The following is a 21,288-nucleotide window of genomic DNA, read 5'->3' as shown; positions in this document are numbered from 1 at the left end:
CCGGGGGCAGGTGCGGACCGATGAGCCTGGTGGTGCAGAAGTACGGCGGCACCTCGTTGGGCGACGCCGGCAAGATCAGCCGGGCGGCCCGGCGCATCGCCGCCGAGGGCAGGTCCGTGGTGGTCGTGGTGTCCGCGATGGGCGGCACGACCGACACGATGCTCGGCCTGGCGCACAACCTCACCGACGACCCGCACGGCCGGGAGCTCGACCTCCTGCTCAGCACCGGTGAACAGGCCTCCGCGGCGGCGCTCGCCATCGCGCTGCGCGAGCTGGGCGTGCCCGCCCGCTCGTTCAGCGGCCGCGACGGCGGCATCATCACCGACGGGGTGCACGGGTCGGCGCGGATCGTCGACGTCGACCCCGCGCAGGTCCTGGAGTGCGTCCGGGCCGGCCTGGTGCCGGTGGTGACCGGTTTCCAGGGCGTCGCCGCGGACAGCGGCGAGCTGACCACCCTGTGCCGGGGCGGCTCCGACACCACCGCCGTCGCCCTGGCCGCGGCGTTGCGGGCCGAGGTGTGCGAGATCTTCACCGACGTGGAGGGCGTGTTCACCGCCGACCCGCGGCACGTGGCCGAAGCGCGCAAGGTGGACCACCTGTCCTATGCGGACATGGCGGAGCTGGCGGCCCACGGCGCGGCGGTGCTGGCCCACCCCAGCGTGGAGTACGCCCGCGCCCACGGCGTCCGCGTCCACGTCCGGTCCAGCGCGACCGGGGCCTCGGGCACGTGGGTGACCGAGGCCCACCCGGCCGGCCCGCCCGACGACGACCGGTTCTCCGCCCTCGGCATCGCCCACCTGACGGGTCAGCTGCGCTGCCGGCTCGACGGGGTCGACCCCGACGCCCTGACCTCGGTCACCGCCGCGCTGTCCGACCCGGCGCTGCCGGTGGACGTGCTCGACCACCCCGCCGGTGACGTCCCGGTCGCGGGTTCGCTGCGCTTCACCACGTGCGCCGACGACCGCGCGCAGGTCGACGCGGTGCTCGCCGGCCTGCGCGCGGCGGGCGCCTTCACCGGGTTCCGCTGGTCGGGGCCCGTGGGCAAGGTGTCGTTGGTGGGGCGGGGTTTCCGCACCCACCACCCGCTGGTCCTGGACGCGCTCAGGACCCGCCGCGTCGCGGTGCGGGACACGGCCGTCCGCGCCAGGAGGATCTCCGTCACCTGCGCCGAGCACGACGTGCTGGACGCCGTGTCCCACCTCCACCGCGCGTTCCTGGCCCCGAGGTCCCCTCGTCCGCCCGGTCCCGCGCGGGAGGTCGCGTCGCGGGACACCGCGTTGCCGCAGCAGGACTCCGGCGGGGTGGAGCAGCGCAGGGGGCACGGCCACGTCGGCACCAGCGCCAGGTCCACGCCTCCCGGACCGTCACCGGGGGCGGCTCCCCCGCCGCGGTCGACCCCCATCGCTTCGAGTAGCGGGCGGACACGATCCGTGAGTAACCTAATAACGTGTTGTTAAGAGTTACCCATCGGCCCGTGGCGCCGTGCCCCGGGATCACCCGGACCTGTCCGTCGCGCCCCAACTGACGGTCGACAGAAGTGGGAGGAACGCGGAATGACCGAAGCATCGCTCCACCCGGACAAGACGAGCGAGAGCAGATTCCGGTCACGCCAGTTCTGGCAGCTCGCCGTCATCTGCGGGACCCAGTTCCTGGTGGCCCTCGACTACTCGATCATCAACGTCGCCGCGCCGAGCATCCAGGAGGGCATGGACTTCGGCTCCGGGGGCGGCGTCGCCTGGGTCCTCTCGACCTACCCCCTGGCCTTCTGCGGCTTCCTGCTCCTCGGGGGCAGGGTCGCCGACCTCTACGGCCGGAAGCGGGTGTTCATCTGGAGCCTCGTCGGCTTCATGCTCGCCTCGCTCCTCGCGGGCCTGGCCTGGTCGCCCGAGGTCCTCATCGCGGGCCGCGCCCTCCAGGGCATCGCCGCCGCGTTCATCGCGCCGGCGGGCCTGGGCCTCCTCCAGGCGACCATCCCGGAAGGACCGCAGCGCCAACGCGCCCTGGGCATCTACGGCTCGGCGCTGTCGGCGGGTTTCGTCTCCGGCATGGTGCTCGGCGGCGTGCTCACCGAGTTCGCCGGGTGGCGCTCCACCTTCCTGATCAACGTCCCGATCGTGCTGGCCGCCTGCCTGCTCGCGCGGGCGTACCTCGACGAGAGCCGGGACGAGCGCGCCTCGCGCAACCTCGACCTCGCCGGCGCGGCCCTGGCCACCACCGGCATGGTCGCGATCGTGTTCGCCCTCACCGAGGGCGAGAAGTACGGCTGGCTGTCGGCGCCGATCCTCCTGTGCGCCGCGATCGCGGTGCCCGCGGCCATCCTGTTCGTCCGGGTGGAGTCGCGGAAGGAGAACGCCCTCGTGCCGATCTCCATCTTCCGCGTCTCCGCCATCGGCGCGGCCAACCTGGTCAACCTCCTGCTGATCTGCTCCTACGGCGGGATGCTGTTCATCCTCACGCTCTACCTCCAGTCGCACCTCGGCATGAACGCGCTCGCGACCGGCCTGGCGTTCGCGGTCTCGGGCGCGATCGCGATCATCACCGGCATCTACGCGGGCAAGCTCACCGAGCGCTTCGGGCTCTACCGCGTGCTGCTGTGCGCGATCGTCGTCGAGACGGCCGGCCTCCTGGTCATGGTGGGCCTCCCGGCGGACAACGGGCTCACCCTCGTCCTGATCGGCACCTCGGTGAACGCCTTCGGGCACATCGTCGCGCTGATCACGACGAGCATCGCCGGCACGAACGGTGCCGACGAGGGCAGGCAGGCCACGGCCGGCGCCCTGATCAACGTCTCCCAGCAGCTCGGGCTGGCGATGGGCGTGGGCGTCCTGACCTCGGTCGCGGCCCACTTCACCGCCACCGCGGGCGGCTCGGGCGACCCCGCCGCCGTGCTCGTCGGCTGGCGCTGGGCGATGTGGTTCGCGGTCGGGTTCGCGGTGGCGGCGATCATCGCGACCGTCGCGTTCCGCAAGCGCTTCAAGGGAGAGGTCACCTGATCCCGGAGGAGGGGTGGTCGACGGCCGGTGCGCGCGCACCGGCCGTCGACCACCCCCTGAGAACCAGTTAGGATGGTTTCAATGGTTACCCTCACGGCCACCGGGGTGCGTCCGCCCTGGCAGGAAGCCCACTTCATCGGCGGCCACCCCGTCCTCGACCTCTCGAACACCGTGTTCAGCCGGGCTCACCCGGTCGAGGACGGCGAACTGCTGCGAGCGCCCTCCGACGTCCTGACGTGGTGCGCGTCCGCGGGGCTGTTCGAGGAGTCGCCCCACCTGGCGGAGGCGACCGCGAGCGGTCTCGTGCCGGAGGTCCGGGCCGTGCGCGAACGGGCGTGGGCCGTGTTCAGCGCGGTCGCCCGAGGCGAGGCCGCGCCCGCCGAACCCCTCGGCGCGCTCCTCGAACGGGCCGGGACGGGCGTGCGGTCCGGGCGCGTCCGGCAGGTCGACGCCGGCCTCGGCCGCGTCACCGCGGACTGGGCGTCGCCGGGCGCGATCCCCGAGGCGCTGTCGCTGCTGGCGGTGCACGCGCTGTTCACCCTCCCGGTCGAGCGGGTCAGGGCGTGCGGCAGGTGCGGCTGGCTGTTCCTGGACTCGTCGCGGGGCGGGCGTCGCCGCTGGTGCAGCATGAGCACCTGCGGCAATCGCGAGAAGGCCAGCCGGCACCGCCAGGTGGAACGCGCCGCCGACTGACCTCCCGCTGTTCACGCCATCAGCCGAACATCATTCCTTGGCGTGACGTCATTTCTTGGCTCGGAGCTCGCGCCGCATGATCGGGCGATCGCCACGGGGTCGGGCCACCTCGGAGAAACCGGCGTCGAGAAAAGCGCTCGCAATTCCGGTCATCGCCGTGTCCGCACCCGCCCGCTTCCCCTTGCCGGGTTCGATCGGATAACCCTCGGCGATCTTGTAGCCCTGGGAGGCCGCGTGCTTGCAGACTGCGTCGAGAATGTCCGACAACAACCCGTCGCCGCGGTGCTCCTTCTGGACGTAAATGCACGCGATCGAGCAGACGGGCTTGTCGTCGAGCTCCGAGAGCAGGGGTGAGCGCTCCAGTCGCGGGAACTGGTCGCGCGACCCGAGCGAGCACCACGCCACCGGCTCGTCGTCCCGGTAGACGACGACGCCGGGCGCAGGATCTCTCTGGGACAGGCGTTTCATCGTCTTCTTGTTCCCGTCGCCCTTGCCCTCCATCCACTCCGAGGTGGACAGCCGCCAGTGCATGCACCAGCACCCGCGGGCTCCCCCGTTCGTGCCCATGACCGCTTCGAAATCGTTCCAGGTCTCCTTGGACAACTCCTTCACGGCCAGGGAGCCGGACGTTTTTCGACCGCTGCGGGTGGTCATCTCTGCACCGCCAATCGGGTGTCGGGGGTTCGCTGTGCACAGGTCTGGCAACCCGCATCCGCGGGCTTCTTTCCGGGTTGCCGGCAAGGCTGAACCATAAACCCGGTTCTTGTCCCGCGACGGTGCGGGGTGCCGATGATCGTTCCCGCCTGCGCGTTATGCGGTGCTAGCCTGGGCTAACCTGTAAAAAATCGCAGACTGCTCATCGGGGCCATTTGGTCCACTCGGTTCATCATCCCCCTGCGATTCAGTCCATCTGCGACAGACAGTGATGGTGGAGGGCCGACACTTGGCTGAAGAAGGCGTGTTGGACGTGCTGGAAGCCGAGGCGATCCACGTGCTGCGTGAGGTCGCCGGGGCGTTCCGCCGGCCGGTGCTGATGTACTCGATCGGCAAGGACTCCTCGGTGCTGCTGCACCTGGCGTCCAAGGCGTTCGCGCCGGGGCGCATGCCGTTCCCCGTGCTGCACATCGACACCGGCTGGAAGTTCCGCGAGATGATCAGCTTCCGGGACGAGACGGCCGAGAGGCTGGGGCTCGACCTCCGGGTGCACACCAACCCGGAGCGGGTGTCGCCGTTCACCCACGGGCCGCACGAGCACACCCGGATCATGAAGACCGTGGCGCTGCGCCAGGCGCTCGACGACAACGGGTTCGAGGCGGCGATCGGCGGCGCGCGGCGCGACGAGGAGCGGTCCCGCGCCAAGGAGAGGATCTTCTCGCTGCGCGAGCCGGGCCACCGCTGGGAACCGCGCTCGCAGCGGCCGGAGTTCTGGTGGCGGGCGAACACGGAGCTGGCCGACGGCCAGTCGATGCGGGTGTTCCCGCTGTCGAACTGGACCGAGCTGGACGTGTGGCGCTACATCAAGCGCGAGAACATCCCCGTGGTGCCGCTGTACTTCGCCGCGCCGCGCCCGGTCGTCGAGCGGAACGGCTCGTTGGTCATGGTGGACGACGAGCGCTTCCCCCTGGAGCCCGGCGAGCAGCCGGAGCTGCGCCGCGTGCGGTTCCGCACGCTCGGCTGCTACCCGCTCACCGCGGCCATCGAGTCCAAGGCCGAGAACCTCGACGAGATCATCGACGAGATGCGGCTCGACCGGAGGTCCGAGCGCGCCGGCCGGCTCATCGACGGCGAGGGCGGCACGTCCATGGAGAGCAAGAAATCGGAGGGGTACTTCTGATGTCCTCGGTGCTTCGGGTGGTCGCGTGCGGCTCGGTCGACGACGGCAAGTCCACCCTCATCGGTCAGCTGCTCGCCGCGACCGGCGGCGCGACGGACGACCAGCTCGACTACGCGCGGCGGACCAGGCGCGGCGGTTCCACCGTCCCGGCCGGGACGGTGGACTACTCGCTGCTGACCGACGGGTTGGAGGCGGAGCACGAGCAGGGCATCACCATCGACGTCGCCCACCTCTTCCTCGACCTGCCGTCCGGGCGTCGGGTGATCCTCGCCGACGCGCCGGGCCACGAGCAGTACACGCGCAACATGGCGGTGGCGGCGTCCACGGCGGACGTCGCCGTGCTCCTCGTCGACGCCACCAAGGGCGTCCGCGAGCAGACCCACCGGCACCTGTCGATCTGCGCGCTGATGGGCGTGCGGACCGTCATCGCGGTGGTCAACAAGCTCGACGCGGTGGACTACGACCAGGCGGTGTTCGACAGGCTCGCGGACGAGGTGAGGGCGGCGGCGACCGCCCTCGACGTGTCGGCGGGCGTGATACCGGCCAGCGCGCTCGGCGGGGACAACGTCGTCGCGCCGTCGCCGAACCTGCCCTGGTACGACGGTCCGACGCTGCTCGACGCGCTGGTGGCGTGGGAACCACCCGACCAGCCGAGCCAGGAGGGGCACGACGGCTACCGCTTACCGGTCCAGTACGTGATCCGCGCGGACGACCTGCGCGGTTTCGCGGGCACGGTGGTCGGCGGCGAGGTCCGGCCGGGCGACGCCGTCGCGGTCGCGGGCAGCGGCGTGGCGTCGAAGATCGACCGGGTGCTCGGCCCCGGCGGCGGCGAGCTGGACCGGGCCGGTCCCGGCACCCCGGTGACGGTGACGCTGGCCGACGAGGTCGACATCCGCCGCGGCGACCTGCTGACCACGCCGGACGCCCTCGGCAACGGGTTGTCGCCGGCGAGGGCGTGCTCCGCCACGCTGGTCTGGACGACCGAGGAGCCGCTGCGGCACGGCCGCTCCTACCTGCTGCTGGCCGGGTCGCGGACCGTGCCCGCCGTGGTCACCACCGTGCGCGGCAAGCTGGACGTGGTGTCCGGCAAGCAGCTCGCCTCGCGCACCCTCGGCCTCAACGACATCGGCACGGTGGAGCTGACCACCGACACCCCGCTCTGCCTGGACAGCTACCAGGCGCACCGGGACACGGGCAGCTTCCTGCTGGTGGACCGGGTCAGCAAGGAGACCGTGGCGGCGGGCATGGTCCGGTACGCGCTGCGGCGCGGCCGCAACGTCGTCCCGCACGCCTACACCGTCGACCGGGAGGCCCGGCAGCAGCTCAAGGGGCAGCGGGGCAAGGTGCTGTGGCTGACCGGCCTGCCCGGCGCGGGCAAGTCGACGCTCGCCGACGCGCTGGAGCGGCGGCTGCACGCCATGGGGCTGCACACCTACGTCCTCGACGGCGACAACGTCCGGGGCGGGCTGAACAAGGACCTCGGGTTCACCCCGGGCGACCGCGCGGAGAACGTGCGCCGGGTGGCCGAGGTGAGCCGCCTCCTGCTGGACTCCGGCCTGATCGTGATCGTCGCGCTGGTCTCGCCGTTCCGGACGGACCGGGCGGTGGCCAAGGGCCTGTTCCAGCCGGGCGACTTCGCCGAGGTCTGGGTGGACACGCCGGCCGAGGTGTGCGCGACCCGCGACCCGAAGGGCCTGTACGCCAAGGCGAAGGCGGGCGCGCTGCCGAACATGACCGGCGTCGGCCAGGGCTACGAGCCCCCGGAGAACGCCGACCTGGTGGTCGACGGCTCCGGTTCGCTCGACGACGCGACGGCCGAGCTGTGCGCGTTGCTGAACGTGTGAGGCGGAGGGGCGGACCGGTGGACGACCACGTGCTCGCCCGGCGCCTCGCCGGCAGGGCCCGCGACCTGTTGCGGCGCCTGCGGCGGGAGCGGACCGACCTGGAGGGCGCGGACCTGGGGCGGGAGGGCGACCGCCAGGCTCACGCCCTCCTGCTCGACGCGCTGCGCGACGAGCGGCCAGGTGACCCCGTGCTGTCCGAGGAGGGCGGCCGGCCGGAGGAGCGGCGCTCGGGCCGGCTGTGGATCGTGGACCCGCTCGACGGCACGCGCGAGTACTGCGACCGGAACCGCGGGGACTGGGCGGTGCACGTGGCCCTGGCCGACGGCGGGGAGCTGGTGGCGGGCGCCGTCGCGCTGGCCTCGGGCCGCACGCACGACACGGCCGAGCCGGCGCCGCTGCCCGGACCCCGCCGCCGCGACCGCCCCAGGGTGGTGGTGAGCCGCAGCCACCGCCCGGCGCTGGTCGACGCCCTGGCCGAGGTGCTGGACGTGGACCTGGTCCCGATGGGGTCGGCGGGCGTCAAGGCGGTGGAGGTGTGCACGGGCGCGGCGGACGCCTACGTGCACGACGGCGGCCAGTACGAGTGGGACAGCGCCGCGCCGGTGGCGGTGGCGCGGGCGGCCGGTGCGCACGCGTCCCGAGTGGACGGTTCGCCGCTCGTCTACGGCAACCCGGGCGCGAGCATCCCGGACCTGCTGATCTGCCGGCCCGACTTGGCGGAGGCGCTGCTGGCCGCCCTGTCGACCGCCCGCGCCGCCGGGTGATCGGCGGGCGGGGTGGAGGCCTGCCCCGCCTCCACCCCGCCTGCCTCGTCCGCCCCTCACCACCCCGCCGTCACGGCCACAACAACGCGCGTCCCCCTGCCTCACCCACCACCACACCCCGGTCGTTCACGTCCGAGGCGAAGATCGCGCTGCGCGGCGACGGCGGCGACGGGAACGGCAGCGCGGTGACCTCACCGGACGCCGACCAGCGCACCGGCTGCCGCTGGGCGCTGATCGCCACGCCGGCGGTCGCGCCGTGCGCGTTGAGCGCCAGCACCTGACCGCTGCCGTAACCCTCGGGCAGCGCCTGCACGACCACCTCGCCACCGGCCGTCCACCGCGCGGGACGACCGCCCACCATGCCGAACGCGGTGCCCTCCGCGTCCACCTCCGCCAACCTGTTCGTCCCGCCGCCCGGCACCTCGGCGCGCTCCGAGCCGTCCCAGCGCAGCGCGTAGCCGGACCGGTCGACCGGCCGGTGGGTGCCGATGACGTACCGGCCGTTGATCCCCTGCACGGAGGCGTGGGTGTTGCCGGGCACGGTGCCCAGGTCGGTGAGCGCGCCGTCGTCCCAGCGCACGTAGTGCAGGTCGTCGGACAGGTCGTGCTCGACGGTCGAGATGCCCGCGACCGCGCCGCCCTCGTCGATGGCCTGCGCCTCGGTCCACCGCGCGCCCTCGACGCCCGGCAGCGCGGTGGCCGCGCCCGAGGCGTCCCACCGCACCGCCACCTGGCTCTGCCCGACGGTGTAGGCGTGGCCGACGACCGTGCCGCCGTCGTTCACCGCGAGCGCGCGGGTGCGGGTGTGGCCGGGCGGCAGGTCCAGGACGGTGGTCGAGCCGTCCGGGTTCCACCGGACCGCCCTCTCCCAGCCGTCCGGGCCGCCGGTGTTGCCGAACGCCGCGCCGGACGCGTCGACCCCGAAGACGGTCGCGTACCGGGCCTGCGGCGGCAGGGGCAGTTCGGCGATGCGGTGGTCGGCGTCCCAGCGCACGGGCCGCGACAGCCCCTGGGCGTCCTTCGCGCGACCGACCACCACGCCGTCGTCGTTGATCGCGACCGTCGAGCTCTCCGACCCGCCGGGCAGCGTGCCCAGGTCCACCACGGCCGGTTCGGCGTTCACCACGGGCGCACCGGGCGCCACCGAGCCCCACATCACCAGGCCGAGCGCCAGCACGGTGCCAACCGCACGTCGCATCTTCGCGTCCTTCCGGTAGCTCCCGCCCACCACCGAGCCAATCAGCTCCTCCCGCCGCGCGCTGTCGTCCGATCGGCGGGGCCGCCTGCTCCTCCCGCTACCCTCGGCCGGTGGACGACCTCCCCCTGCACCCCTCCGCCGAGGCCGCGATCGGGACCGACGAGGTGGTCCGGGACCTGTTCGCCGCGGTGGCCGGCGCGGGCGGCACCGCGGCGGAGCTGTTGGACCGGCTGGCCCCGGCCTCGTCGGGCGCGGTGGCGCGGGCCGACCTGGTGACGGCGGCGTCGCTGGAGTCGGACCGGCTCGGCGACGTGCTCGTGCGGCCCGAGCACCTGGTGCTGGGCTGGGCGCGGGTGACCGGCTCCGGGCCGGCGCACGTGCGCGAGGAGCTCCAGCTGCTGATGGCCGACCGCGCGCAGGCCCGGTACGAGGCGTTGCGGCCGCTCCCCCGCGACGACGGCGCCCGGCCGCCCAGGGCGGTGCTGCTGGCCGGCGTGCCCGGCACCGGCAAGAGCACCCTCGCCGAGGCGCTGGCGCGGCGGCTGCGGGCCCCGGTGTTCTCCGTGGACTGGCAGCTGGGCGCGCTGGTCCCGTTCGGCGCGCTGCGCTTGGACAACACGATGCCGCTGGCCGAGACGAACCTGGTCGCGTCGTCGGCCCGCCAGCTCCAGCTGGGCCTGGACGTGGTCGTGGACGCGACCGGGCACCGCCGGCAGCTGCGCGACCGGCTGCGGTCGGTCACCGAGCGCCTGGGCGGCGCGTTCGTGGGCGTGGAGTGCGTGTGCTCCGACGAGGAGGTCCAGCGGCGTCGGGTCGAGGGCCGGGAGCGGGGCATCCCGGGCTGGCACGCGACCGTGTCGTGGGAGCACGTGCTGCGCGTGAAGTCGCTGTGGGAGAGCTGGGACGAGCCGCACCTGGTCGTCGACTCGGCCGTCGAGACGCCCGGGAGCGCGCTGCTCAAGGTGGTGGAGGCCGTGGGGGCGTAGCGGGGAGCCGGTTCGGGACGATCTCGTCAGCGGGTTGCCACTACCCCCGGAGGAGAACGCGTGTCCCGTTTGCCGAAGCTGCTCGCGGCGGTCGCCGCCACCACCCTGCTCCTGACCGGCCCGGCGCACGCCCAGGACGAGCCGTCGGCCGCCGTGTTCACGCCGACGACCCGCGCGGGCGTCGAGGTCGGCGTGCCGCTGCTGGTCACCGGCAGCTCGTTCAGCACCACCCCGGAGGCGGTCGTCGCCACCGAGCTGACCTTCGACGGCGGCGCGACGTGGGTGACCACCGAACGGGTCCGCGTGCTGCCGGGGTCCCGCACCGACTGGCGGCACACCCACACGCCGCGGGTGGCCGGTGACCTGACCATCGCGGCACGGGCGGTGACGGCGGCGGGCGCGGGCGCGACCGGCCCGGCGGTGACCGTGCACGTCGGCGGTGCGACCGTGCCGCAGCCGCTGAACTGCCCGGTCCGGTGCGAGTTCGTCTCGCACCACGCGCCGGAGGTCGACGACACCGACACCAGCCCGGTCGAGGTGGGCGTGCGGGTGCGGTTCGACCGGCCCGGCCTGGTGCTGGGCGCGTCCCTGCTGCGCGGCGCGCACCGGGGGCCGATCGCCCTGCGGATGTGGTCGGGCGACGGCGGGCTGCTGGCCGAGCGGGAGTGGGACCACCCCGGCCGGATGGCCGAGATCGACTTCCCGACCCCGGTGCCGGTCGAGCCCGGCCGCGACTACGTGGTCTCGTACTACACGCCGCAGGGCGGCTACGCGACCTCCGAGCACTACTTCACCGGCACGGTGGTGCGCGCGCCGTTCACCGCGCCGCACGACGGCACGCACGGCGCGGGCGTCTACCGCTACGGCGTCGGCGGTGGTTTCCCGATCGACAGCTGGCACGACAGCACCTACTGGGTGCAGCCCGAGTTCCGGGGCTGAGCGCGAGCGCCACGGCACTGCCCGCTCCCCGACCGTTCGGGGGGCGGGCAGTGCCGTGGCGGGCGCCGACCCGGGCGCGCCGCGAACCCGCTCCCGCGTCGCGGGGGCTCGGCGCGCCCGCCGACCGCCCTCCGTCACCCCGCGATCTTGTCGTAGCGGATCGGCGTGTACCCGGCGGCGGTCTCCGGCGACCACGAGCGCTCGACCACCGGCTCGCCGTCGGGGCCGGTGTGCTCGCGCACGACCGGCCGCGTCCGCGCCTGGTCCTCCCAGCGGACGAACAGCGCCACGTGCCCCGCGCTGTTGAGCGCGTCGCCCGGCATCAGCTCCTCGCGCGGTATCTCACGGCTGACCTCGGCGAGGCCGCTCGTGGGGCGGGAGCGGTCCAGGCCCCACGCCAGGGAGACGTACCCGGAGCAGTCGGTGCGGTAGCTGCCGTGCTCGTTCTCGTGGCAGGTCCGCTGGCTGTAACGCACCCGCGAGTCCAGCCAGGTCTGCGTCCTGGAGAGGGTCTCGTCCCGGGACGTCGAGCGGTCCTCGGCGTACGTGCCGCACGCCTGGAGCGCGTCGGCGAGCGCGGTCGGCGCGGTGAGCAGCGCGGCGCAGGCGAGGACGGCGGCTGTGGTGGTGGCCGTGGTGGTGGTGGTGGTGGTGCGGGTGGTCATCGTGCCCTCCGGTCGTGGTGTGCGGCCGCGAACCGGGAGGGTTCGCGGCGCTGCGTGACCAGGGGGCTTCCCGCCACTCGGCCGGGATTGCCCCAAACCACCTGCCCGGGTGCTCGTCCACGGCGGTTCCGGCAGGGGGCGGCGAAGGGCATCCTGGGCACGTCGACCACCGGGGAGGACCTGACATGACGGCGCCGGGCGTGCACCTGCGGGAGATCACCGACGAGAACCGGGACGCCGTGCGCGCCTTGGGCGTGCGCCCCGACCAGGAGCTGTTCGTCGCCTCGGTGGCCGACTCGCTGGAGGAAGCGGCGGCCACGCCCGAGGGCGCGCCGTGGTGCCGCGCGGTGTACGACGGTGACGAGCCGGTGGGGTTCGTGATGCTCAGCTGGGACGTGGAGCCCGCGCCCGGCGTCCTCGGCCCGTATTTCCTGTGGCGGCTGCTGGTCGACGCGCGCCACCAGGGGCGCGGGATCGGCCGCCAGGCGCTGACCCGGGTGGTGGACCTGGTGCGGGCGGACGGCGCGACCGAGCTGCTCACCAGCTACCAGCCGGGGAACGGCGAGCCGTGGCCGTTCTACCGCGCGTTCGGCTTCGAGCCCACCGGCGAGCTGGACGGGGGCGAGGTCGTGCTGCGGCTGCGCCTCACGGACCGCTGACGGCCGTCAGCGAGGGCGAGGCGACGCCGCCGAACTCCGGCAGCGGCCAGACGCGCCGCCACACCACCCCGGTCACGTCCGAGGCGGGCACGAAGCCGTGCTCGCGCGAGTCGGTGGACATGGCCGGGTTGTCGCCGAGCACGAAGAAGCTGTCGGGAGGGACCACCGCGACCGCGTCCGTCCCACCCCGGCCGTCGGCGGCGCAGCACACCCCGGGGTTGCCGTCGGGGGTCATCGCCACCCACTCCCCCGCCGCCGGGCGCACGCGGACCTGCGAGCCGGTGATGCGCACCTCGTCGCCGGGCAACCCGACGACGCGCCGGACCGCTGTGACGCCACCACGGGTACGGAGGGTGACCAGGTCGAGCCGCTCCGGAGTGCCGCCGAAGGCGAGCACCCGGTCCCCGGACCGCAGGCTCGGGTTCATCCCGTCACCGGCGACCGGAGCCGCCAGCACCACCGCCGCCAACACCGCGACCAGCAGGAGTGACACGCCGCCACCGAGCAGCGCGGCCACGGGCCGTCCGCGCACCTGGTGCTCCTCCCGCCGGCCCCGACTGCTGCGCGGGCCACCTTTGCGGAGACCCGAAGTTCACGCAGGGTAACTCACGACAGGGTGAAGCCGCGTGAATGGGGGTATGGCGGGGGCACGGTGGTGGCGGTGGCGATGGAGGAGGGGGCGGGCCGACAGGCGGACCCGGACCCGGGTCGGGCCAAGCGGGCCGGGCCAGGCCGGCTAAGCCGGGTGGGCCCGGCCCGCTAAGCCAGGCCCGCCCGGCCAGGCCGGGCGGTCGATCAGAGCCGTCGACATCAGAGCCGTCGCTCAAGGCAGCCGGCCGGCAGGTGGTGGTGCGGGGCCCGAGGCGCGGCGGACCCCGCACCACCTCTCAACGGCCGACCTCTTCGAGCGCCCACTCGGCGACCGCTGAGTAGTAGTCCCGCGCGTTGGGCGCGAGGTTGATCGAGTGCCCGTACCCCGGCAGCACGAAGGTCCGCAGCGGGGCCGCGTAGTACGGCGCCTCGTCCTCGTGCAGCGCCGCCGCCGACGAGCAGTCCGTGGCCAGCGGGCCGCACACCGCCCCGTCCCGGCTCCCCACCACCGACAGCACCGGCACGTCGATCAGCAGGCTGTACGGCAGCAGCACCGCCACCCCGAGCCCGTCCACCGCCTCGACCGGCGAGAACACGTCCTTCAGCGACTCCTCCAGCTCCGCCACCCGCTTCACGAAGGCGCCGGGCGCGTGAAAGCCGGCATACCGGGTCCCGGGAGCCGTGGTCAGGTAGCCGAGCGGGTGCAGCAGGCCGAACTTGGGGTCCAGGTTCGCGGGCCGGAAGTTGGCGAACGCGCCCACCACCCCGGTGGGGTTCACCCGGTGCGTCATGCCGGTCACCAGCACGCCGTCCACGTCCCGGTAGGTCCCCGCCTCCAGGACGGCGATCGCCGAGCCGAGCGAGTGACCGCCGATGACCACCTTGTCGAACCGCGGCCCGAGCGCGCCGCTCCGCAGGTGCTGCACGACCTGGTGCATCGCCTCGGCCTGGACGAACGCGGTCAGCACCGCCGCCAGGGGCTTGGAGCTGCGCCCGGTGCCCAGCCGGTCGACGGTGAGGGTGGCGAAACCGGCCTCGTTCTGCGCCGACCGGAACGAGTGGCCGGGGAAGTCCCAGTAGGAGCTGTTGTAGGTGGAGCCGGGGATGAGCAGCTGGACGGTGCCCGCGCCGGCGGGCGGGGCGCAGAGGGTGCCGTGGACGACTTCGCCGTGGCCGAGCACGGTCACCGGCACGTCGACGTCACGGCAGGCCGCCGGGCCGGTCGCGGCCGAGGCGGGCGTCAGCGACGACGCCACCAGCAGGGCCACCAGGCCGACGGCGAGTGTGTACCGCAAGGGGGAACGACCTCCATCTTCATCGAGGGGGCGGCGCCGCTCGTCAAGGGCGGGACCGCGCGGTCATCGGCAGCCGGCTGGGGTACAGCAGGCCGAAGACCTTGGGGCGCACCGGTTCGCCCGGCACGGGGACGAGCCGCCAGCGGGCGGCGATGGTGGCGGCCACGATCACGATCTCCTGGCGCGCGAACGCGTGGCCGGGGCAGAGGTGCAGGCCGCCCGCGAACGGCACGTAGGCGCCGTCGGGCAGGGCCGCGGCGCGCTCGGGCAGCCACCGGTCGGGGTCGAACAGGTCGGGCCAGTCGTGGTAGCGCGGGTCGTGGTGCAGGGCGTGCGGGCTGAACCCGACCTCCGTGCCCGCGGGCAGCTCCACGTCGCCCAGCCGGACGGCGGCGCTGGTGCGCCGCAGCGTCAGCCACAGCGGGTACGCGCGCAGCACCTCGTCCACGACGCGCCGGGTGTACGGCAGCGAGCGCAGGTCGTCGACCGTGGCGGCCCGGCCGTCGAGCACGCCGTCCACCTCGGCGTGCAGGCGGTCGGCCACGTCCGGGTTGCGGGCCAGCTCGTGGAACAGCCAGGCCAGCGCGGCGCCGGTGGTCTCGGAGCCCGCGGTGAGCAGGGTGACCACGTGGTCGCGGACCTGCTGCCCGCTCATCGGCTCGCCGGTGTCCTCGTCACGGGCGGCGAGCAGGACCGACAGCAGGTCTTCGCGGTCGCCGCGGGAGGAGCCGACCACCTCGTCCACGACGCGGTGCACGCGCGCGACCGCCTGGTCGAACCGCCGGTTGGCCCGGATCGGCAGCCTCTCCAGCAGCGCCGGCGACAGCGCCCGGACCACGCCGAGCCGGATGAGGGTGGGCGTGTGCTCCCGGATCTCCGCGCTGATCCGCGCGTCGAAATCGGTCGAGAACAGGGTTCTGCCGACCACGGAGATGGCGATGTCCTGCGCCAACCGGTCCACCTGTACCACAAGTCCATCCCGCCAAGAATTCGCGGTCTCGTCGGCGAGCGCGCTCATGGTTTCCGAATAGCGCACGAGGAACCGGCGGTGGAAGGCGGGCTGGATCATCCGGCGCTGCCGGCGGTGGAAATCCCCGTTGGTGCTCACCAGGCCATCGCCGAAGGCCCGGCGGAGTTTGTCGACGAAGATGCCCTTCTCGAACGCTTCGCCGACCAGCACGCCGTGCGCCAATTCCGCCGTGGTGACGAAGTGCAGGGGCAGTCCTCCCAGGTAGACCCGCACGACGGGGCCGTGGTGCCGCAGCCCGGCGGTGAACGCGAGGCGTTGTCGCAACAGGGCCGCGGTGTGGCCCAGCACGGGTAATCGGCCGGGAACCGCAGGAACCTCGCGTTTTCCGGCGCCGCCGGTTTTCGGGCTGGCGGTCATCGCGTGCCGCTCCTCCTCCGACCGGGCATTGCCTCCGGAGCACTCTATGCGCCGTTCGGAGGCCCGCGGGATCGCGCATTCGAGTTAAGTTGTTGACTCCCCTGGTGCCGACGGCCCACAGGCGGTTGGATGTCATGGATCCACCCACACCTCAGCGTGAAAGTCCGGAGTGCGCCGTGAGCGACCTCGATTGGGTCCCGGAAGGCATCGACACGTCAGTGCCGAGCATCGCCCGCACCTACGACTACCTGCTCGGCGGTGCGCACAACCTGGCCGTCGACCGCGCGATGGCGGAGAAGGTCGTCGCGGCGCTGCCCGGCACCCGCGACCTGGTCCGGCTGAACCGGGCGTTCCTGCGCCGCGCGGTGAGCCACCTGGTGGAGAGCGGGGTGCGCCAGTTCCTGGACGTCGGTTCGGGCATCCCGACCGTGGGCAACGTGCACGAGGTGGCCCAGGCCCTGGACCCGCGGTGCCGGGTGGTCTACGTCGACAAGGACCCGGTCGCCGTCGCGCACGGCGAGCTGCTGCTGGCGGGCGACCCGAACTCCACCGCCGTGCAGGCCGACCTGCGCGACCCCGAGGACCTGCTGGGCAGACCCGAGATCACCCGGATGCTCGACTTCGACGAGCCGGTGGCCCTGCTGCTGCTGCTGGTCGTGCACTTCCTGACGCCGGGCGACGAGCCGGGCGCGCTGCTGGCCCGCTACCGCGACCGGATGGCGCCGGGCAGCTGCCTGGTCGTCTCGCACGCCACCGCCGACGGCCGCCCCGGCACCATGCGCCGCGCGGCCGACCAGGTCCGGGAGAGCAGGTCGAGGGACAACCTGGTCTACCGCACGCACGAGGAGGTCACCGCGTTGTTCGACGGCTACGAGCTGGTCGAGCCGGGCGTGGTCGGGTGCGCGCTGTGGCGGCCCGCGGGCGCGGGCGACGTGGCGAACAGGGCCGAGGACAACACCCAGGTCTGGGTGGGCGTCGGTCGCAAGCCCCTCGACGGCGGCTGACGTGACCGCGCCGCTGCCGCGGGACCCGGACGCGCTGCGGGCCCGCACGAAACTGGCCAAGAAGTGGGCCTACCTGCTCAGTTCGAGGACGTTCGTCCCGATGTCGACCGCCGAGCTGGAGCACCGGCTGGCCGGCCTGGTGGACCGGCTGTGCGCCGGCGTGGCCGTCGAGTCCCTGGCGCAGCACGCCGGCCGGGACGTCGGCGAGGCGCTGGTCGCCCTGAACTGCACCACGCCCGAGGGGCTCCAGATCTCGATCGAGGTCGTCAGCAAGGGCCTGCTCGGCATGTCGTCGCTCGCGCCCGACGACCGGCTGCGCAACCGGGTGGTGGACGTGGTCGCCGCGCTGTCGGCGTCGTTCGTCGAACGCGTCCGGCAGGCCACGATGGAGCAGCAGGAGCACCTGGGCCGCTCGCTCTACAAGGCGATGCGCGAGGCCCAGGTGGAGCTGCGGCTGAGCCGGGCGCGGGTCGAGCTGCTGGAGACGCACTCGTCCACCGGCATCGCGACCGTCGAGCCGGACGGCGTGCTGGTGCGCGCGAACGAGGCGCTGGCCCGCATCCTGGACCGGTCGCCCGACGAGCTGACCGGCATGTCGCTGTTCGACCTGGCGCACCCCGACGAGCGGGCCGGGTTGCGCGCCGACGTCGCCGGGCTGGCGGGCGGCGCCGCGCGGGACGGGGCGCGGACCGTCACGCAGCCGTGCCGGCTGCTGCGCGCGGACGGCGAACCGGCCTGGGTGATGCTCACGCTGTCGCCGCTGCACCGGGTCGAGGCGCCGCCGCAGGTGGTCGTGCTCGCCGAGGACGCCACCGACGTCAACCTGCTCCAGGGCCAGCTCAACCACCAGGCGCTGCACGACGTGCTGACCAGGCTGCCGAACCGGCAGTACTTCACCAGCCGCCTGGAGCAGGCCCTGCGCACGGCCGACCCGCGCACCGGGGTCACCGTGTTCCACCTCGACCTGGACGGCTTCTCCCGCTTCACCGGCGGGCTGGGCCGCGAGGTCGGCGACCACGTGCTCAAGGTGGTGGCCGGGAAGCTGGAGGCGGTCGTCGCGGGCGAGAACGCGATGGTGGCCCGGTTCGGCCACGACGAGTTCGCGATCCTGGTGGAGAACTCGCCGGGCACGCCGGACGTGGTCACCACGGTGCGGCGGATCAACGAGGTGCTGTCCGCGCCGTTCACCTCGCACGGCCACCGGGTCGCGGTGTCGGCGACCATCGGCGTGGTGCACCGCCCGCCGCGCGGCTCGTCGCCGCTGGACCTGCTCGACTCGGCGGACCTGGCGCTGCGGCGCGCCAAGGGCGGCGGCCCCCGGCAGTGGGAGCTGGCCGACCCGGAGCAGGACGACCTCGACCGGCGCGCGTTCAGCCTGGCCGCCACCATGGCCGGCGCGTGGGAGGAGGACGAGCTGCTGGTGCGGTACCGGCCGGTGGTGCGGCTGGCCGACGGGTCGGTGGAGTCCGCCGAGGCGCTGCTGCTGTGGGACCACCCGGGGCTGGACGAGCTGCCGCACGAGCAGTGCGTGGCGCTGGCCGAGGACACCGGGTTGGCCGTGCCGCTGGGCTCGTGGGTGCTGCGGGACGCGTGCGGCCAGGCGGTGGCGTGGCGGGAGCGGCTGGGCCGGGACCTGCCAGTGCGCTGGGCGCTGTCGCCGAGCCAGGCCGCGGACCCGGACCTGGTCGGCGTGGTGCGCGGCGCGCTGCGCGACACGGGGCTCGCGCCGTCGTCGCTGCGGCTGGGCGTGACCGGCCGGTCGCTGTTCTCCGGGCGCGGCGAGGTGGCCGACAACCTGGAGGTGCTGGCCGAGGGCGGGGTGGGGCTCGAACTGGAGGGGTCCACCGGCGCGCCCGAGGACCTGCTGCGCGTGGTGGACGGCCCGCCGGTGCGGGCGGTGCGGCTGGGTCAGGCGCCCGCGGCCGGGCCGGGCACCGCCGCGGCCCGCGCGCTGGCGGGCGTGCTGGGCGTGGTGCGTGACGCCGGCATCGGCCTGACCGCGGCCGGCGTCACGACACCCGAGCAAGCCCGGTGGTGGCGGGAGGTGGGTGCGGACACCGCGTCCGGTCCCCTGTTCGCCCCCGCCGGTCCACCGGACGACATCACCCGATAGCGCAAGTCAGCGCAGGCGCTGTCGGGGAGCCACTGGCCAGGAACCCGAACGTGGTGCTGCCGCCGGGCTTCACGGCGCCGTTCCACGGCAGGTTCACGGCCGTCGCCACGGAGCCGCTGGTGGTGATCTTCGCGTTCCACTGGTTCTCGACCCGCTGGCCCTCGCCGAGCTGCCAGCTCACCTTCCAGCCGTTGGACGGCGAGTTCTCCGGGTGGCGGACGGTGATCTCGGCGTGGAACCCGCGGCCCCACCGGGCGACCACGCGCAGGGTGGCTTCGCACCGGCCGGGCGTGGTCTTGAAGTCGGGCAGCTCGTCGAGCGTGACCACCCGGTCGTGGCCGTAGACGCGGCGCACGAAGTCCAGCGGGTTGACCACGCCGTCCTGGATGAACGAGCCGCTCCAGGTGACGAACCAGCTCCAGCGGGCCTCGTACGCGGCCAGCAGGTCGGGGTCCGGGATGGAGCCGACCTCGCCCAGGGCCACGAGCTTGCGGTCCTGGCCGAGCTGCACCAGCCGCTCGTACGGGCCGATCACCGGGCCGTGGTCGCCCTGCGGCGGGTAGGAGTCCATGCTGACCACGTCGACGACGTCGTCACCGGGGTACCACTCGGGCGCGACGGAGTTCCACACCCAGATCAGGTTGTGCAGCCCGTGGTGGCCGACCAGGCGCTGGTGCAGCAGCCGGTACAGCTCCTTGGCGGGCTCGGGACCCTTGGCGCCCCACCAGAACCAGCCGCCCTCGGCCTCGTGCAGCGGGCGCCACAGCACCGGCACCTTCGCGTCGGCCAGGCGCTTGAGCTGCACCGCGATCGCGTCCATGTCGCGGATCAGCAGCCGGTAGTCCTCCGAGGCGGGGTCGGCCAGCGCGGCGGCCAGGTCGAACGTCGTCGCGTCGGTGTAGAAGCCGCGCCACCACTCCTTGCCCGGCTGGTCGATCAGGCCCGACGGCGCGTTCCAGTGCCAGGCCAGGGTGACGATGCCGCCGCGCCGGTCCCAGGCGAGGGCGTGGTCGGTGTCCCGGCCGACGGTGCCGCGCTCGACTCGGCTGGGCGAGTAGTCCATCAGGTCGTAGCCGCCGACGGCGGGCGCCTCGCCGACGTTCTGCTCGACCCAGTCGATGCTGGCCTGGTCCTGCTGGCCGGAGAGGATCGCCTCGCCGTAGTTGGCGGCCAGGTACCGCATGAGGCCCTTGGCCTCCGGCGTGGCGGCCGGGTCGGTGAGCGCGCCGGTGACCTGGTGCGGGCCGCGGGGCGCGCTCGGGGTCACCTTGATCGCGTCGATCAGGTACCAGCCCCAGTTGTTGGTGATGGTCACCGTGTTGTCGCCCTCGACCAGCAGCACCTTGCCCGCGCCGATGGAGGCGAACGCCGGGTTCTCCGGGAACCGGACGTCACCGAGGCCGCTGCCGTTGAGCGACAGGGAGGCGGTCTTCGCCCCGTAAGGGGTGGCGTAGAGGATCGTCAGGTCGTGCAGGCCGCCGGGGCTGTCCGGGATGGTGATGGTGACGCTGTCGGCGCCGGCGTCGAAGCCCGCCACGTAACCGCGGCCGGAGAACCCGGGCACCGCGCTCTCCACGACGGTGCCGTTCAGCTCGCCGTCCTCGGCCTCGTGGACGCCGGGCTCGGGCGGCGCGCTCGGGGTCACGCTGATCGCGTCGACCAGGTACCAGCCCCAGCCGGTGCCGAAGGTGAGGGTGTTGTCGCCCTCGGCCAGCAGCAGCTTGGAGCCGCTCGCCTCGGTGAACGAGGCGTTCTCGGGCAGCGGGACCTCGCCGATCGCGACGCCGTTGAGCGCCAGGGCCGCGTTCTTGGGCCCGTGCGGGGTGGCGTAGCGGATGGTGAGGTCGTGCAGGCCGCCGGGGCTGTCCGGGATGGTGATGGTCAGGGTGTCGCCGGGCTCGTCGAACCCGGCGACGTAGCCCGTGCCGGAGAAGCCCTCGACGCCCGACTCGACCACCGTGCCGGACAGCGCGCCGTCCTCGGCTTCGAGCCAGGGCCCGGGTGCGGCCCCGGCCGTGCCGGGCGCCACCAGGGTGGCCGCTATCAGCGAGACGAGCAGCAACAACCTCACGTCTTCTTGTCCCTTCACCGCCGTTGGCAGGGGCAACAGGCGCGCTCGCCCTTGTTCTGGGAGCGCTCCCAGCGAGCATAGGCGGGCGAATCGCGTTCGACAAAGAGTTGTTCTCCCGCGCTCCTCCCGCCCCTCGGCAGCCCGGCCGCCCGCTCAGCCACCCACACCTGGGCCGCCCACCCCTCGGCCACCCACCTCCTGGCCACCTGACGGCCTCGGCCGCCCACCCTTCAGCCGTCCACCCCCGGGCCA

18 protein-coding genes are annotated in these 21,288 nt (G+C 73.7%); 11 read left to right on the top strand and 7 right to left on the bottom strand.

Annotated elements, in window-relative coordinates; translation table 11 throughout:
- Positions 1-20: 20 nt before the first annotated feature.
- The 3 genes from ABD223_RS22985 (at position 21) to ABD223_RS22975 (ending at position 3,686) form a co-directional block, all read left to right on the top strand.
- Positions 21-1,457, top strand: a complete 1,437-nt coding sequence (locus ABD223_RS22985; RefSeq protein WP_344038462.1) for an aspartate kinase — start codon at positions 21-23, stop codon at positions 1,455-1,457.
- Positions 1,458-1,553: 96 nt separating this feature from the next.
- On the top strand, positions 1,554-2,993 hold the full coding sequence (locus ABD223_RS22980) for an MFS transporter (RefSeq protein WP_344038460.1): 1,440 nt from the start codon (positions 1,554-1,556) through the stop codon (positions 2,991-2,993).
- Between the two features lie 81 nt (positions 2,994-3,074).
- Positions 3,075-3,686 carry a CGNR zinc finger domain-containing protein gene (locus ABD223_RS22975; protein WP_344038459.1) on the top strand — a complete coding sequence of 204 codons (612 nt, stop codon included), beginning with the start codon at positions 3,075-3,077 and terminating at the stop codon, positions 3,684-3,686.
- Positions 3,687-3,734: 48 nt separating this feature from the next.
- Here ABD223_RS22975 and ABD223_RS22970 read toward each other — a convergent pair whose 3' ends face one another.
- Positions 3,735-4,340 carry a GNAT family N-acetyltransferase gene (locus ABD223_RS22970; RefSeq protein ID WP_344038458.1) on the bottom strand — a complete coding sequence of 202 codons (606 nt, stop codon included), beginning with the start codon at positions 4,338-4,340 and terminating at the stop codon, positions 3,735-3,737.
- 289 nt (positions 4,341-4,629) lie between these two features.
- Here ABD223_RS22970 and cysD point away from each other — a divergent pair, with 289 nt between their 5' ends.
- Genes cysD through ABD223_RS22955 form a run of 3 tightly spaced genes read left to right on the top strand, consistent with a single transcriptional unit; the run spans position 4,630 to position 8,128 of the window.
- On the top strand, positions 4,630-5,520 hold the full coding sequence (cysD, locus tag ABD223_RS22965; protein ID WP_344038457.1) for a sulfate adenylyltransferase subunit CysD: 891 nt from the start codon (positions 4,630-4,632) through the stop codon (positions 5,518-5,520).
- A complete protein-coding gene (gene cysC, locus ABD223_RS22960) occupies positions 5,520-7,364 on the top strand; it encodes an adenylyl-sulfate kinase (RefSeq protein ID WP_344038456.1) in 1,845 nt (614 codons plus the stop codon). Before cysD ends, cysC begins: the two co-directional genes overlap by 1 nt.
- Before the next feature lie 17 nt (positions 7,365-7,381).
- The gene (locus tag ABD223_RS22955) at positions 7,382-8,128 is read left to right on the top strand and encodes an inositol monophosphatase family protein (RefSeq protein WP_344038455.1); all 747 of its coding nucleotides are present in this window, start codon (positions 7,382-7,384) and stop codon (positions 8,126-8,128) included.
- A 70-nt stretch (positions 8,129-8,198) separates the two neighbouring features.
- On the opposite strand, the gene ABD223_RS22950 is transcribed toward ABD223_RS22955, so the two are convergent.
- A complete protein-coding gene (locus ABD223_RS22950) occupies positions 8,199-9,326 on the bottom strand; it encodes a hypothetical protein (RefSeq protein ID WP_344038454.1) in 1,128 nt (375 codons plus the stop codon).
- A 110-nt stretch (positions 9,327-9,436) separates the two neighbouring features.
- On the opposite strand from ABD223_RS22950, the gene ABD223_RS22945 reads away from it, so the two are divergent.
- Positions 9,437-10,312 (top strand): AAA family ATPase, encoded by an 876-nt coding sequence (locus ABD223_RS22945; protein WP_344038453.1) that lies wholly within the window; start codon positions 9,437-9,439, stop codon positions 10,310-10,312.
- 60 nt (positions 10,313-10,372) lie between these two features.
- On the top strand, positions 10,373-11,251 hold the full coding sequence (locus ABD223_RS22940) for a DUF4082 domain-containing protein (protein WP_344038452.1): 879 nt from the start codon (positions 10,373-10,375) through the stop codon (positions 11,249-11,251).
- 134 nt (positions 11,252-11,385) lie between these two features.
- On the opposite strand, the gene ABD223_RS22935 is transcribed toward ABD223_RS22940, so the two are convergent.
- Entirely contained in the window at positions 11,386-11,916 is a 531-nt protein-coding gene (locus ABD223_RS22935) for an NlpC/P60 family protein (RefSeq protein ID WP_344038451.1), read from the bottom strand.
- Positions 11,917-12,101: 185 nt separating this feature from the next.
- Here ABD223_RS22935 and ABD223_RS22930 point away from each other — a divergent pair, with 185 nt between their 5' ends.
- Positions 12,102-12,575 (top strand): GNAT family N-acetyltransferase, encoded by a 474-nt coding sequence (locus ABD223_RS22930; protein ID WP_344038450.1) that lies wholly within the window; start codon positions 12,102-12,104, stop codon positions 12,573-12,575.
- Here ABD223_RS22930 and lepB read toward each other — a convergent pair.
- From lepB to ABD223_RS22915, 3 genes are all read right to left on the bottom strand, one after another.
- Positions 12,562-13,107: a signal peptidase I gene (lepB, locus tag ABD223_RS22925; RefSeq protein WP_344038448.1), complete on the bottom strand. Its 546-nt coding sequence runs from the start codon at positions 13,105-13,107 to the stop codon at positions 12,562-12,564. The two genes, ABD223_RS22930 and lepB, sit on opposite strands and share 14 nt — an antisense overlap.
- 355 nt (positions 13,108-13,462) lie before the next feature.
- Positions 13,463-14,461, bottom strand: a complete 999-nt coding sequence (locus ABD223_RS22920; RefSeq protein WP_344038447.1) for an alpha/beta hydrolase — start codon at positions 14,459-14,461, stop codon at positions 13,463-13,465.
- A gap of 43 nt (positions 14,462-14,504) precedes the next feature.
- Positions 14,505-15,848: a cytochrome P450 gene (locus ABD223_RS22915; RefSeq protein ID WP_344038446.1), complete on the bottom strand. Its 1,344-nt coding sequence runs from the start codon at positions 15,846-15,848 to the stop codon at positions 14,505-14,507.
- A gap of 176 nt (positions 15,849-16,024) precedes the next feature.
- Between ABD223_RS22915 and ABD223_RS22910 the strand changes: the two genes are divergently transcribed.
- Together ABD223_RS22910 and ABD223_RS22905 are read left to right on the top strand one after the other, a co-directional pair.
- Complete coding sequence (locus tag ABD223_RS22910) at positions 16,025-16,852, top strand: SAM-dependent methyltransferase (RefSeq protein ID WP_380645807.1); 828 nt, start codon at positions 16,025-16,027, stop codon at positions 16,850-16,852.
- Between the two features lies 1 nt (position 16,853).
- Positions 16,854-18,965, top strand: coding sequence for a putative bifunctional diguanylate cyclase/phosphodiesterase (locus tag ABD223_RS22905; RefSeq protein ID WP_344038444.1), 2,112 nt, complete (start codon positions 16,854-16,856; stop codon positions 18,963-18,965).
- Here the strand turns inward: ABD223_RS22905 and ABD223_RS22900 are convergent.
- Positions 18,955-21,036: a glycosyl hydrolase gene (locus ABD223_RS22900; RefSeq protein ID WP_344038443.1), complete on the bottom strand. Its 2,082-nt coding sequence runs from the start codon at positions 21,034-21,036 to the stop codon at positions 18,955-18,957. The two genes, ABD223_RS22905 and ABD223_RS22900, sit on opposite strands and share 11 nt — an antisense overlap.
- Between the last annotated feature and the right edge of the window lie 252 nt (positions 21,037-21,288).

The sequence above is a fragment of the Saccharothrix xinjiangensis genome (genome assembly GCF_039527585.1).
Classification (GTDB): Bacteria; Actinomycetota; Actinomycetes; order Mycobacteriales; family Pseudonocardiaceae; genus Actinosynnema; species Actinosynnema xinjiangensis.
Note: the sequence above shows the minus strand (reverse complement) of the source record. Positions and strands in the feature narration are given on the sequence as shown.

What these genes read in the sequence shown, in the direction of transcription:
- ABD223_RS22970 (WP_344038458.1), bottom strand. Translation starts at nt 4,340, where the DNA reads ATGACCACCCGCAGCGGTCGAAAAACGTCCGGCTCCCTGGCCGTGAAG.
- ABD223_RS22985 (WP_344038462.1), top strand. Translation starts at nt 21, where the DNA reads ATGAGCCTGGTGGTGCAGAAGTACGGCGGCACCTCGTTGGGCGACGCC.
- ABD223_RS22975 (WP_344038459.1), top strand. Translation starts at nt 3,075, where the DNA reads ATGGTTACCCTCACGGCCACCGGGGTGCGTCCGCCCTGGCAGGAAGCC.
- ABD223_RS22915 (WP_344038446.1), bottom strand. Translation starts at nt 15,848, where the DNA reads ATGACCGCCAGCCCGAAAACCGGCGGCGCCGGAAAACGCGAGGTTCCT.
- ABD223_RS22950 (WP_344038454.1), bottom strand. Translation starts at nt 9,326, where the DNA reads ATGCGACGTGCGGTTGGCACCGTGCTGGCGCTCGGCCTGGTGATGTGG.
- ABD223_RS22930 (WP_344038450.1), top strand. Translation starts at nt 12,102, where the DNA reads ATGACGGCGCCGGGCGTGCACCTGCGGGAGATCACCGACGAGAACCGG.
- ABD223_RS22935 (WP_344038451.1), bottom strand. Translation starts at nt 11,916, where the DNA reads ATGACCACCCGCACCACCACCACCACCACCACGGCCACCACCACAGCC.
- ABD223_RS22980 (WP_344038460.1), top strand. Translation starts at nt 1,554, where the DNA reads ATGACCGAAGCATCGCTCCACCCGGACAAGACGAGCGAGAGCAGATTC.
- cysC (WP_344038456.1), top strand. Translation starts at nt 5,520, where the DNA reads ATGTCCTCGGTGCTTCGGGTGGTCGCGTGCGGCTCGGTCGACGACGGC.